This is a genomic window from Ohtaekwangia sp., from assembly GCF_036568665.1.
In the GTDB taxonomy this organism is placed as follows: domain Bacteria; phylum Bacteroidota; class Bacteroidia; order Cytophagales; family Cyclobacteriaceae; genus Ohtaekwangia.
This window is the reverse complement of record NZ_DATCSD010000134.1, coordinates 1-12,778: the sequence shown is the minus strand read 5'-3', so window position 1 is coordinate 12,778 and position 12,778 is coordinate 1. Positions and strand designations below refer to the sequence as shown.

At 43.1% G+C, this 12,778-nt stretch carries 10 protein-coding genes; 7 read left to right on the top strand and 3 right to left on the bottom strand.

The features are described 5' to 3' along the window. The first annotated feature begins 30 nt into the window (after window positions 1-30). A complete protein-coding gene (locus VIN08_RS07005; protein ID WP_331962270.1) occupies window positions 31-672 on the top strand; it encodes a WbqC family protein in 642 nt (213 codons plus the stop codon). Between the two features lie 97 nt (window positions 673-769). Continuing rightward, entirely contained in the window at window positions 770-3,313 is a 2,544-nt protein-coding gene (locus VIN08_RS07000; RefSeq protein ID WP_331962267.1) for an ATP-dependent Clp protease ATP-binding subunit, read from the top strand. Window positions 3,314-3,392: 79 nt separating this feature from the next. On the opposite strand, the gene VIN08_RS06995 is transcribed toward VIN08_RS07000, so the two are convergent. The 3 genes from VIN08_RS06995 to VIN08_RS06985 all read right to left on the bottom strand — a co-directional run bounded on the left by VIN08_RS06995 (window position 3,393) and on the right by VIN08_RS06985 (window position 8,454). Further along, entirely contained in the window at window positions 3,393-4,736 is a 1,344-nt protein-coding gene (locus VIN08_RS06995; protein ID WP_331962264.1) for a N,N-dimethylformamidase beta subunit family domain-containing protein, read from the bottom strand. A gap of 336 nt (window positions 4,737-5,072) precedes the next feature. Beyond that, window positions 5,073-7,640, bottom strand: a complete 2,568-nt coding sequence (locus VIN08_RS06990; protein WP_331962262.1) for a phosphoenolpyruvate carboxylase — start codon at window positions 7,638-7,640, stop codon at window positions 5,073-5,075. Between the two features lie 151 nt (window positions 7,641-7,791). After that, window positions 7,792-8,454 carry a 3-hydroxyacyl-CoA dehydrogenase family protein gene (locus tag VIN08_RS06985; protein ID WP_331962260.1) on the bottom strand — a complete coding sequence of 221 codons (663 nt, stop codon included), beginning with the start codon at window positions 8,452-8,454 and terminating at the stop codon, window positions 7,792-7,794. A 71-nt stretch (window positions 8,455-8,525) separates the two neighbouring features. Here VIN08_RS06985 and VIN08_RS06980 point away from each other — a divergent pair, with 71 nt between their 5' ends. The 5 genes from VIN08_RS06980 to VIN08_RS06960 all read left to right on the top strand — a co-directional run. Continuing rightward, complete coding sequence (locus VIN08_RS06980; protein WP_331962258.1) at window positions 8,526-8,906, top strand: RidA family protein; 381 nt, start codon at window positions 8,526-8,528, stop codon at window positions 8,904-8,906. A gap of 132 nt (window positions 8,907-9,038) precedes the next feature. Next, window positions 9,039-10,574 carry a glutamate--tRNA ligase gene (gltX, locus tag VIN08_RS06975; RefSeq protein ID WP_331962255.1) on the top strand — a complete coding sequence of 512 codons (1,536 nt, stop codon included), beginning with the start codon at window positions 9,039-9,041 and terminating at the stop codon, window positions 10,572-10,574. A 122-nt stretch (window positions 10,575-10,696) separates the two neighbouring features. Next, entirely contained in the window at window positions 10,697-10,921 is a 225-nt protein-coding gene (locus VIN08_RS06970) for a hypothetical protein (RefSeq protein WP_331962252.1), read from the top strand. Between the two features lie 108 nt (window positions 10,922-11,029). Beyond that, on the top strand, window positions 11,030-12,649 hold the full coding sequence (locus tag VIN08_RS06965; RefSeq protein ID WP_331962249.1) for a M14 family metallopeptidase: 1,620 nt from the start codon (window positions 11,030-11,032) through the stop codon (window positions 12,647-12,649). Window positions 12,650-12,656: 7 nt separating this feature from the next. Further along, window positions 12,657-12,778, top strand: a 122-nt coding sequence (locus VIN08_RS06960) for an AIM24 family protein (RefSeq protein WP_331962351.1), incomplete at its 3' end; no start/stop codon positions are given.

Genomic DNA, 12,778 nt, shown 5'->3' with positions numbered 1-12,778 from the left:
CGGTAAATTTGATATAGATAAGTCAGTCACGTGAACGCTCTTATAGAATTACACTACCTTCCCTCCATTGCCTACTTCTCAGTGTTGTCGTCTTCCAATGAAATTATAGTGGAACGATATGAACACTATGTGAAACAAACGTATCGTAACCGTTGTTACCTCAACACATCGCAGGGACCTGCTCATCTTACTATACCTTTATCAGGTAAACATAATAAAGTTGTTATTACAGATATACGGATGGATTACACGCAGAAATGGTTAAACAATCATTGGCGCACGGTGCAATCAGCGTATGGAAATGCTCCGTTCTTTGAACATTACGCGGAAGATCTGGAAAAATTACTCTTCAAAAAGTATGAATTTTTATACGACCTCAACTTCCATTTGCTGTCAATGTGTCTTGCATGGCTTCGTTGGAATACACCTGTCAGAGAAAGTATGTCCTATGAAAAAGATACCACATCGGGTATACAAGACATGCGATCGTTGATAAATCCTAAAAAAACCGATCTTTTGGCAAAGTTTTATAGTCCTGTCACGTATACTCAAGTATTTGGCAATGCGTTTGTAAGTAACATGAGCCTTATCGACCTGATCTTTTGTGAAGGACCTTCCGCTGCTCAGATTGTGAAGGCCTCTGCCGTGAAAAATGAACAAATGTTAAATTGAACGTGTTTCTTACGCAGTATTAAATCTTCGGGCAACGGTAGTATTGAACAAACAAAAACTTTTACATTTACACTAATCATTCTTGACTTTCTCTATTATGGAGGCAAAATTTTCCAACCGCGTTAAAGAAGTTATCTCACTCAGCCGAGAAGAAGCACTTCGGTTAGGTCATGACTATATTGGCACTGAACACCTCATCCTCGGTATGATTCGTGAAGGCGAAGGTGTAGCCGTTGGTGTGTTGAAGAAATTAGGTGTACCTATGGATGAACTCCGAAATGAGATCGAAAAGATTTCCAAGGGAACCGCTACACATCAGATAAAAAATCTGGCTAACATTCCACTCACAAAAGCTTCTGAAAAAGTTCTAAAGATCACTTACCTCGAAGCAAAAATTTTCAAGGCCCAACTCATTGGCACTGAACATTTGTTGCTCTCTATACTGCGTGATCATGATAATCTGGGCACGCAGATCTTAAATAAGTTTGACGTAAACTATGAGACTGTGAAAGAAATGCTGGAATACCAAAATGAAGGTCCGATGGCCTCTCAGGATACGGACGATCCGGATGATGATTCATCCAAAATATTTGGTGGTGGCGCACAAGGTGGTGCTGCCGGCAAAGAGAAAAAAGGAACCGAAAAATCCCGCACACCTGTGCTGGATAACTTTGGCCGCGATCTTACTCGCTTGGCAGAAGACAATAAGCTCGACCCTATCGTTGGTCGTGAGAAAGAAATTGAGCGCGTAGCACAAATACTTTCCAGAAGAAAGAAGAACAATCCTATACTTATCGGTGAACCCGGTGTAGGTAAAACAGCAATCGCTGAAGGATTGGCACTGCGCATCATTCAAAAGAAAGTGTCACGTGTGTTGTTTGGCAAGCGCGTAGTAACGCTTGATCTTGCATCGCTGGTGGCAGGTACAAAATATCGTGGTCAGTTTGAAGAACGTATGAAGGCGGTGATGAACGAGCTGGAAAAATCTCCGGACGTTATACTCTTCATCGATGAGCTGCACACTATTGTTGGAGCAGGCGGAGCTTCTGGCTCGCTCGATGCCTCCAACATGTTTAAACCGGCCTTGGCCCGCGGAGAAATACAATGCATTGGTGCAACTACACTGGATGAGTATCGTCAATATATAGAGAAAGACGGTGCACTTGCCCGCAGGTTCCAGATGGTAATGGTAGATTCTACCTCACCGGAAGAAACGATCCAGATCCTTGATAACATTAAGGAGAAGTATGAAGATCACCACCATGTGATCTACACGAAAGAAGCGATCGAAGCCTGCGTAAAACTTTCTGACCGCTATATCAGCGACCGCTATCTGCCGGACAAAGCTATCGATGTGATGGATGAAGCCGGAGCACGCGTTCACATCAACAACATTCACGTGCCTGAAGACATCGTGAAGTTCGAAGAGGCTATTGAAGATGTGAAGAAAGAAAAGAATCGTGTTGTAAAAAGTCAGAAATACGAAGAAGCAGCACAACTGCGTGATCGTGAAAAGAAACTGATTGAACAACTTGACCTCGCGAAAGCGAAGTGGGAAGAAAAAACACGCACAGAGAAGTACACTGTAAACGAGGATAATGTTGCCGATGTGATCGCGATGATGACCGGTATACCGACCAAACGTATCGCACAAAAAGAAAGCAACAAGTTGCTGAACATGGGCGAAGAGTTGAGCGGTAAAGTTATCGGCCAGGAAGAAGCAATCCGGAAGCTGGTAAAAGCGATTCAACGTACACGCGTTGGATTGAAGGATCCGAAGAAGCCGATCGGTTCATTTATATTCCTCGGACCTACCGGTGTAGGTAAAACAGAATTAGCAAAAGTACTGGCTACTTATCTCTTCGATAAAGAAGACGCCTTGGTGCGTATCGACATGAGTGAGTATATGGAGAAATTCTCTGTATCACGCCTTGTGGGAGCGCCTCCCGGATATGTAGGTTACGAAGAAGGTGGTCAGCTTACTGAGAAAGTAAGACGTAAGCCATACTCTGTAGTATTGCTGGATGAAATTGAAAAAGCGCACCCGGATGTATTCAATATACTGCTGCAGGTACTTGACGATGGTATACTGACAGACGGATTGGGACGCAGAGTAGATTTCAGAAATACGATCATCATCATGACATCAAACATTGGTGTTCGTGACCTGAAAGACTTCGGTACAGGTATCGGTTTCGCTACTGCAGCAAAACGTGAATCGGAAGAAGAGCACATGAAGCTTACCATTCAAAATGCGTTGAAGCGTGCTTTCTCTCCGGAGTTCCTGAATCGTTTAGATGATGTGATCGTGTTTAATTCACTGCAACGCGAACATATTCACAAGATTATCGATATTACGCTGCGTAAGTTGTTCGACCGTATCATTCAACTTGGTTACAATGTTGAACTCACAGATAAAGCGAAAGACTTCCTTGCAGAAAAAGGATACGATCATCAATTCGGTGCTCGCCCGCTGAACAGAGCCATCCAGAAATACCTGGAAGACCCGGTAGCAGAAGAGATACTAAAAGGTGAAGTAGAAGAAGGAGGAACTATTATGGCCGATCACGATGGCAAAGCTGATGTACTTACTATTAAAGTGAAAAAGTCGAAGGCTTCTTCCAAGGAAAAGAAAGAGTAATTATTAGCAAGCGCTATAAAATAAAAGGGACGGTGATGAGCTGTCCTTTTTTATTTGATATACCTATATATAATAACAATCAATTAGCCAGGCTTACAGGTTCTTTATTCTGAGCATTCTCTTCTGGCGAGAATACATATTCTTTATTGAACAGTTTGGTAATCATGGTGTGCGTTATTGTTTGGATATCCGGATTGCTGCCGATGCCGTGTCGCGAGCACCAATCGGTTGTAGCAGTGTTGATTACTATACCGGATGATCGACTTGCTTTAAAAACAATCCACGTAGCTACACCCTCTACTCCGCCTCTGGATACAAGATCATATCCAATGATCTCTACCTTTTGAAACCCTAATGCATCTTGATTGATGATCGGTATACCATCGTTGAATCCTGATAGAGGAGCACCATCCAGTTCATCGCTGGCGCACGATACTATATCTCCGGGTTTGATGTTGGTGTTTTCAAGAAGGGGTGAACGGGTTATAATTTTATAGCCATCCCAGCCTTTATCTCCCTTGCGGCCATATCCTGCCAATGAAAAATCAGTACCCAACGATCGCATGATCGGGTAATTTAGTGTGATCTCATTCCAGTTTATAGTTTTCAGTTTACCGGATTTTATAGGGTCGTTCTTGGCATTTTTATAGCAGATCAACTGATTCTTGTCTTTGCTATAGCGCACCTGCCACCACATGGTATTGCCGGAAATTATCAGTGCATTTTTACCATCGCCTACAAAGCGGTCGAAATTCTTGCGGGCCTGCAGTGTCCAATACTCACTGTGGCCAGCTACAATAAGAAGTGATGCTTTTTTTATTTCACGATATTCATCCATATCCATATCGGTGATATAGCCTACATCCTGAAAAGTTTGTTTCTCCATCCAGCGAAGAAATTCCAGCGAGTGTGTTTCGATCGACATGGGGCGAAGAAAAGATACCACAGGAGATGCTGCTTTATCGGATGAGTTAAAACTATACAGGCTCTTGCCTCCGGCATTGCAATATGCGTTTTCGGTGTTGGAAGGATATAGCACAATGATCTTGGCTGTTGTAGATTTTACAATCAAAGGTATTTTGTTCTCCCACAGATATACACCGCTTTTTAATGTAGGCGGAAGAAATACAGCAGTGGTGCGTTTATAGCCAAAACCCTCTTCGTATGGTTTTTTAGAATCAGTTAACTGCGGAGAAACAGAGGCTTTGCATTGCAATACTTCCTCGCCCTGTAAAGTATATAGTTTTATAGTATACTCGGTAATAGACTTGGCTGCATTCAAATATAGTGTAACAGAATCGCCCGGATATACCGATAAATGATTGGTATATCCATCAATGATATCACTATAGGCTGTTGCAGAGTAGCTGAACAGCACACTGGAGATAAATGAGCAAAGTACTATGAGTGAATGGGCGGACATGAGTGACAGTTAGGAGATTTTATAAAGGAACGCTTTTAAACCAAGAGCCAGGGTTGCGAATACAAAGAAATCTTACAAAAGTAAAAAGCAGCTTAAAATGATGTTAAAACTGACTTAGAAAGTATAGTTTGTAATATACTCTACAGGTATGACAGAATAATAGTATAAAACGTTGGAACGGCTTTTAAGTATATTTTGCAAAGTATTCCAGACTGGAAATAAAAAAGCGGCTTTCACCCGTCAGTGTCCACCGCTTATAAATCCTGTTATGTCTTTGGTATAAGATTGATAACAGGATACAAATGTACTTTGTTTTTGCTGTGCTTCCTACAAGTATTATGCGGAGTTGCGCGCAGCGTTAATAATACCAAACATGCAGCGCATTACAAGCTTGCGATATTGTTTATCAAACGCTTTATCCTTGTCTTTATCATCCGGATCGCGAAGTTGTTGCAAGGCAAATTGTTGGATGGTGATTAATGGAAGAACAATGCGTTCACGCAATTTTACCGAGTCGCGATTTACAGGAGTGTTCTCCATTAGTTCAGATAATCCTGATACTTCAAGAATCATTTCACGTGATAACTTGAACTCAGCATACATCTTCTTCCAGAAGTCTCCGAAGTCTTTGTCTTTCGACAGGTATGCTGTTGCCGGGTAATAACATTTAGTCAGCGACATCATACTGTTGCTCAATAGTGTGCGGAAGAAAAGCGATTGCTTGAACAGCGCTTTAAGCTCGCGAAGTTTCCCCTGTTTTTTCAACTCACGTATAGCAGTTCCCACTCCGTAAAATCCGGGAATGTTTTGCTTCATCTGCGCCCACGAGCTTACGAAGGGTATAGCACGAAGGTCTTCAAATTTTAAACTGCCGGAGTTACGTTTTACCGGGCGCGAACCAATGTTGGTATCGCCAAAGAAAGCGAGCGGAGTAATCTTCTCGAGATATGGAACAAATTTAGGATGCTGCTTCAGGTCGAGGTAGGCCTTGTGTCCTTCTTCTGCCAGAAGGTCCATCAATGCTTTTTCGTTAGCCTCGAATGTATCAATGTTTTTGAATACAGAATTTTCTATGCCAGCCGAAAGAAGTTGTTCGAGATTATAGCCGCACGAAACAGGTTTACCAAAATTAGAGCTGATGGTTTGTCCCTGTATAGTAATCTGAACTTCTTTATCTTCTATTGTATCACCCAATGATGAATAGAAATCGTGCGTGTTTCCACCACCACGTGCTGGCGGGCCACCACGTCCATCGAAGAACACAGTTGTGAATCCTTCTTCGCGCGTGATGCGCGTGAGATTTTCTTTCGCCTGGAAGATAGACCAGTTCGCACGAAGGTATCCACCGTCTTTTGTTCCATCAGAGAATCCCAGCATAATGGTTTGTTTATTGCCACGTCTCTTCAGGTGCTCGCGATAAGCCGGTATACTATATAATGCTTTCATCACCGAAGGTGCATGCGACAGGTCTTCGATGGTTTCAAACAACGGTACTATATCCAGTTTAAGATCGTCTTCTTTGCCAAGTACCAGTTGTGCGAGTTTAAATACGCGGATAACATCCAGTGCCGATTGGCAGTTGCTGATTACATAGCGATGACAACCTTCTACTCCGTTTTGCTCTTGTATCTGTCCGATCACATCTATACTCTCGATCAGTTCAGTAACAAACTCATCATCGAATTTCAGTGATGCCGGTTTGAAGTTGAGCGATAGTAATGTGTCGATCTTCTCTGCTTCGGTGAGCTTATCAAAATTCTTCAGCTTTTTATTTTTACTCTGCAGCTTCTCAATACAAGCTTCCCATACATAGGCATGCTTGCGACTATCCTGACGAATGTCCATGCTGGCAAAGTAGAAACCGAAGATCTTTACTTTAAGGATAAAGGAATCCAGCAGATCGAGGAAGAGACCACGATGATCATTGATGAGCACATCGCGGGCTTCGAACAGATCGTTCAACAACTCGTCAGGGTGATGGTATATTTCGCCATACCCGCCATACGCTATAGGATATACTTTACTTTCAGCGCGGGCAATAATATGATCAACGCCTTTAAAGGTAAGTCTGCGCTTGAGGAAACGAAGATCACGATGATAGCACTTCAACAAAGTCTCTTGCAGACGCTGCGCAACCTTCAGAGTAATTTCGTGTGTTACGAATGGATTTCCATCGCGGTCGCCACCCGGCCAGAAACCGATCTTGAGCAGATCAAAATTATTCCACTCTTCCAGCTTGATATTTAGGCCGGCCATGAGTTTTTGTATGATCTCGGGTATAACCGGGTAGAATACGCTCTCCAGGAACCAGCAAAGACTGATTGCCTCATCAAAAGGTGTAGGCTTCTCTTTGTTAATGAAAGCTGTTTTACCCAACTGGCGTAACAACAGATTTATTTCATCAAGCCTGTTATCGCGAATAGTTTGTTCGAGATCATTAATAATGGCGAGTACGCTTCCCGGATAGAACTGGGTTGGGTGAGCGGTTAACACTACGCGCACACTGAAATCTTCCAGTTTTTTCTTGAGCTCTTCCTCTACACCTTCCGCAGCGGCACGTAACAGTAATGCTGATACTGTACCTTTGCCGTGGAGGTTGTTGATCTCATCAAAGGCAGCGTCTTCGATCGAATCGAATAATACCACCTGGCGCTCTACATATTGTATAAAGTTGAAGAGCAGATCAAGTTGCTCCTCCTGTGAAGCCTGTGGTGTAAAGTCGCTGAAGAATTTTCGGATGATCGTTCTCGGATCCTTCCCTTTATCGAACCCTGCTTCGCACGACTGTTGTAAAAGAGGAAGCAATGTTCCCGTACGATAGATGCCGCTATACGGAAGGTTTAAAAAAAGACTGTTGTACATGTGGTACCGTGTGGAAACAGTCTTGTTGAACTCACTCGCCATGATATAAAATTAGAAACCTGACAAAGTTATCAAATAGTGCTTTGGTGGACGGAAGGGGCAGATATATTGCAAATTTTCTTTTCGAAAACGTTTACGGAATGAAAGCTCTTGGCTAAACACAAAGTGTAAAATGTTGCTTACAACCGCATGACTACTGCCGGAGATATTCCTTTTTTAGGAGTGGGCAGATCTTATAGCGTTCATCGCGCGTGTCTTCATATAGCGCTTCCAGCAGTTCGTATACATGCGTAATGCCGATACGCTTGCACCACTCAAAAGGTCCGTAAGGATAATTTGTGCCAAGCTTCATGGCCATATCTATATCTTCACGCGAAGCGGTGCCTTCCATCACGGTATAGTATGCTTCATTGATGATCATGCAGATAACACGCGGAGTAACAAGCCCAACGCGATCATCTACAATCAGAAATTCTGTTTTCAGTGCTTCGCATATCTTTCGCAGATTCGCCTCGTCTTCAGCACGCCAAAGACTTACCTCTAGTATAGGGCGGTTGATGAAGGTAGGCAGTCCGTTGAATCCGAAGATGCGACTCTGCAAGTCATGCCCAACCATGAAGGTGAGTTCACCCAGACTTACTTTGCATGTATTTAGAAATACTGTGGCGTTTTTATCGACATATATTTCAAAACGTGCCGGCTCTTCATCGATAATAAAATCCATTACAAGGTCGTGGCTCTCGAGAAACTTCTCGGCTTCACGATGTTCTCCCACTACAGAATAGGTGTGGTGTTCACCAAACTTCTGAAGGGCTTCCTTGTAATGTGTGTTTTCACCAATGATTAAAATATTCATGCACTTCGAGTAAATCCGTTGCCGGATGCTATTTTTGACGAACCCTAAATTAAATTTTAATCTCAAGAAACATGTCAAAATCAGTTGTTTATTCTGATCAGGCTCCTGAACCGATCGGACCCTACAGCCAGGCCGTGCAGGCAGGTAACATGCTCTTTATCAGTGGTCAGATAGCTATTGAAAGAACATCGGGAAACATTATTACCACCGATATTGAAAGTGAAACGCGCATGGTGATGTTTAACCTCGAAAAAATTCTGAAAGCAGCCGGACTGGATTTCTCTCATGTGGTGAAGAGCTCCATCTTTCTGAAAGACATGAATAATTTTCCGAAGGTAAATGCCATCTATGGCGAATACTTTAAATCCAACCCGCCTGCGCGCGAAACAGTAGAAGTAAGCCGCCTCCCCAAAGATGTAAACGTTGAAATTTCCTGCATTGCTATAAAGTAAATCAGCAGAGGCATGATGAAGTGTGCCGGAGATGACTGGCCACTTCCTATTCGTACTGTGTAAATTCATGTTCCGTTCCTCGTAAATCGCCCCTCCTTTCTTACCTTTGCAGTCCAATTTTGATTTTGAGCGATGAGAGAAGTACGCGTACGGTTCGCCCCCAGCCCCACAGGTGCACTGCATATCGGAGGTGTAAGAACAGCCTTGTATAATTACCTGCTGGCACGCCAGCATAACGGCACTATGATTCTGCGTGTGGAAGATACTGACCAGACACGCTTTGTGCCCGGAGCAGAAGAGTATATCCGTAAATCACTGGAATGGGTCGGTATCAAGATCGATGAAGGTGTTGGTGTAGGCGGTCCGCATGAACCATATCGCCAGTCAGAACGCAAGCCTATGTATATGCAGTATGCCAAGCAACTGATTGATGCCGGTCATGCATACTATGCTTTTGATACAGAACAGGAACTGGAAGCAATGCGCGAGCGCCTGAAGCTTGCCGGTGTTCCATCGCCACAGTATAACAGCATTACCCGCACACAGATGCGTAACTCACTTACTCTTCCGGAAGATGAAGTGAAAGCGTTACTCGAATCCGGTGCGCAATATGTAGTTCGTTTGAAAGTGCCACGCAAGGAAGAGATTCGTTTGAACGATCTTATCCGCGGTTGGGTAATGGTACACTCTTCGCAGATCGATGATAAAGTATTGATGAAGAGCGATGGCATGCCAACGTATCACCTCGCCAATGTTGTGGATGATTACCTGATGAAGATCTCGCACGTGATACGCGGTGAAGAATGGCTACCCTCAGCACCACTGCACGTGCTGCTATATAAATACCTCGGCTGGGAAAATGAAATGCCACAGTTTGCTCACTTGCCACTGTTGTTAAAACCGGATGGCAATGGCAAATTAAGCAAGCGTGATGCTGACCAGTTAGGCTTCCCTATATTTCCGCTTACGTGGAAAGACCCACATACCGGTGAGGTTGCCGTAGGCTATAAAGAAGCTGGTTATCTGCCAGAAGCGTTGATCAACTTCCTGGCGTTTCTCGGATGGAACCCGGGCACCACACAAGAGATATTCTCGATGGAAGAACTGATCAAATCATTCTCCATTGAGCGCATTGGTAAAGCAGGAACAAAATTTGACATTCATAAAGCACAGTGGTTTAACCAACAGTATCTCCGTGCCAAGTCAGACAATGAACTGGCGGAGTATCTGCTCGAATCATTAAAGCAGGAAAATATAGCATGCTCGCCAGAGAAAGCAGCGAAGATCGCAGCCGTAATGAAAGAGCGCGCCACATTCCCGAAAGATTTCTGGGAGCAAGGTAAATTCTTCTTCCATGCACCTGCTACGTTTGATGAAGGTGTAGTAAGTAAAAAATGGAATGACGATGCCGTAAAAGTATTGTCTGCGTATAAGGATGCCGTTGCAGCATTGCCTTCCATCGATGCTACAAATGCCAAGGCAACGCTGGAACAAGTGACCGCAAGCCTCGGTATAGGCACCGGCAAAATTCTGCAGGCATTGCGTGTATCTATCACAGGAGCAGGAGCAGGTCCTGATCTGATGATGATCATGGAGATCATCGGAAAAGATGAAGTAGTCAAGAGAATTGAGTACGCACTCCAAACCATCAAGGTGAAGGTTGCGTAATTAAGATATATAGTTCTTGGTTTTCAGGTTCAATGTTTAATGTTCAAGGTTACTAGACCAGGAACCATAAACGTTGAACCTGAGACATTGAACTTGAAAACAATAAACCTTGAAACCGAGTTATGTCAAAGAAAGAAAAGAAACCCGCCAATACACCAAAGCCCCGCGTTCATAAGGAGCTGCAAGGTCTTGATATAACGATCGACCAATTCGGTGAGATAAAGTCGAACATGAATATTGAGAAGATCAATGATTTTCTCGACAAGAATGTGGACGATAAAAAGTTAGCCGAGCGCGATGATTACGATGAAATGAAAAAAGGTAAAAAGAAACCTAAAAAGTCGTAGCAATCAACCAACGTTGCCAGTAATTCACGATTCATTTTTCTCCTCCTGTCACAATCCGTTTCTTCTGCGGCAACAAGTTTTTAATATTGTAGTGCACAACCCTGCACTATGAATAAATACTATATCTTACTACTACTGGCATTGCCACATTTTCTTCACGCTCAATATACATGGCCCGAAGAACTGATCATCACTCCTGAAAAAACAAACTTTGAAAAGACCTCAACACATAAAGAGGTTATGGATTTTTTGCAATCCATTCAAAAGTTAAGTAAAGAAGTAAAAGTTATTTCCATTGGTAAAAGCCTGGAAGGAAAAGATATTCCGCTTGCTATACTTTCCAAGTCGGGCATTGCCACTGCAGAAGAGGCGCGAAAGGCCAGCGCATTTGTAATCTATATACAGGGAAATATACATGCCGGTGAAGTAGAGGGAAAAGAAACGGCCATGATGCTGATGCGCGACATTCTGCTGGGCGATAAACATTACTTGCTGGATAACCAGGTAATTCTTTTCGCTCCCATCTATAATACCGACAGCAACGATAAGATGGAGAAAGGAAGAAGACCTTCGCAGGAAGATAGTCCGATGGAGATAGGTATACGCGAGAATAGTCAGGGGCTCGACCTGAACCGCGATGGCGTAAAACAGGAAGCACTCGAAACACAGGCTTTATTTACCCATGTGATTAACCAGTGGGATCCACAAGTATTTGTTGATCTTCACACAACCAATGGTACCTGGCATGCCTACTCGCTTACGTGGGCACCAAGCTATCATTATGCCGGTGAGGTTGCTACATATCAGTATACCAACCAGGTAATGTTGCCTGCATTGACAGAAACGATTCGTAAAAAATATGGATTGCGTTTAGGCCCTTACGGAGATTATAGCTTGCGCGAAGGCTGGCCGGTAAAGAATTTTTATACCTATAATCATCATCCGCGTTATCTCATCAATCAATTCAGTTTGCGTAACCGTATGGCTATACTTAGCGAAGCTTTTGCGCATGAGCGTTTCTATCAGCGTATACATTCAACGCGTGCATTTGTCGTAGAGATATTAGAATATACCAACGAGCACGCCAACGAAATATACCAGGTAAATAAGAAAGCAGAAGAGAACGCTATAAAGCTTGTAAAAGAACAAGCAGGTAAAGCAAAGAAAGGTGTGCGATTCAAAATGGTATCGCACGAAAAGCTGCAGCATTTTATAACGTACGATTATACCGGCTATAAAAAACAAGATGGCACAACAGCGTGGTTACGCACGGGTAATATTGTAGAGTATAACGATGTTAATTACTTCGGGCAATTTGAACCCGAGGTTGAAACGACAGTGCCATCAGGCTATATCATTCCCGCAGCATTTGCTTCTATTGCTGAACATCTGAAAAAAATGGGCGCAACTGTAATGCAACTGGATCGGTCAGCGACCTATATTGGTGAAGCGTTTACAATCGAAAAATTTACAAAAGCTGAACGCAAATTTGAAGGCCATTTTATGGCAACGGCAGAAGGTAGATATACTGCTGCCTCCAGAAAATTCAAGAAGGGAGATTATGTGGTAACATTAGAACAACCACTGGCAAATCTTATCTTTTATATACTCGAGCCGCAGTCAGACGATGGATTGATCACCTGGAATTTCTTTGATGCTTACTTGGAAAAGCAGGGGGTTAACAACAAGTTGGTGGAGTATCCCGTATTTAAGTATTATAAAAAATAATATATACATGACCTCATCACACGAAATTGACTATCAGATTAAAGGTGAAAGTATTCAGATCGTAGAAGTAGAGCTCGATCCGAACGAAACCGTTATTGCCGAAGCGGGTGCCATGCTGTTTATGGAAGA

What these genes read in the sequence shown, in the direction of transcription:
- VIN08_RS07000 (WP_331962267.1), top strand. Translation starts at nt 770, where the DNA reads ATGGAGGCAAAATTTTCCAACCGCGTTAAAGAAGTTATCTCACTCAGC.
- VIN08_RS06970 (WP_331962252.1), top strand. Translation starts at nt 10,697, where the DNA reads ATGTCAAAGAAAGAAAAGAAACCCGCCAATACACCAAAGCCCCGCGTT.
- VIN08_RS06990 (WP_331962262.1), bottom strand. Translation starts at nt 7,640, where the DNA reads ATGGCGAGTGAGTTCAACAAGACTGTTTCCACACGGTACCACATGTAC.
- gltX (WP_331962255.1), top strand. Translation starts at nt 9,039, where the DNA reads ATGAGAGAAGTACGCGTACGGTTCGCCCCCAGCCCCACAGGTGCACTG.
- VIN08_RS06995 (WP_331962264.1), bottom strand. Translation starts at nt 4,736, where the DNA reads ATGTCCGCCCATTCACTCATAGTACTTTGCTCATTTATCTCCAGTGTG.
- VIN08_RS06965 (WP_331962249.1), top strand. Translation starts at nt 11,030, where the DNA reads ATGAATAAATACTATATCTTACTACTACTGGCATTGCCACATTTTCTT.
- VIN08_RS06980 (WP_331962258.1), top strand. Translation starts at nt 8,526, where the DNA reads ATGTCAAAATCAGTTGTTTATTCTGATCAGGCTCCTGAACCGATCGGA.
- VIN08_RS06985 (WP_331962260.1), bottom strand. Translation starts at nt 8,454, where the DNA reads ATGAATATTTTAATCATTGGTGAAAACACACATTACAAGGAAGCCCTT.